The sequence below is a fragment of the Salinimicrobium oceani genome, from assembly GCF_012037645.1.
Window position 1 is genome coordinate 1 of record NZ_JAAVJR010000661.1, and the last position, 443, is coordinate 443.

At 42.7% G+C, this 443-nt stretch carries 1 protein-coding gene; it reads right to left on the reverse strand.

Going from position 1 to position 443, the window contains the following annotated elements; genetic code table 11:
- A partial coding sequence (locus HC175_RS18760; RefSeq protein ID WP_168139715.1) for a DUF2254 family protein occupies positions 1-418 on the reverse strand: 418 nt, incomplete at its 3' end.
- Between the last annotated feature and the right edge of the window lie 25 nt (positions 419-443).

Here is a 443-nt window from a genome sequence, read left to right on the forward strand (position 1 = left end):
CCGTTGCCAGTATGCCCACCAGTACAGAAAATCCCGGAACCTGGTATTGATCTCCTGTTGGCTGAATGGAAAACAGAATGAAGATACAATAAAGGATACTCGACAGGTAAATACCAAGTATGATCTGATGTTTATGGTCAGAAATTAATCCCGGCAGGAGTCGCGGAGAATAATTGGTCGAAGCCTGGTTGAGCAGCACCATAACCATGGAAAAACTAAAGACCATCATGGAAATGAGTCCGGTAATGCAGGCACTTAAAATGGTAAGTGCTGTGTCACCATTATTCACAACCAGTAAGGGTATGTTCTCTACCAGGTATCCCGAGATTCCTCTTTCCTCGAGGTACATCATGATAAAGGCGAACAATAATCCCGACAATGCGAAAAGGCTGGGGTAAAAAGCTATTTTGCTTTTAATATTTTGATAGGTAGAAGAGAGACTG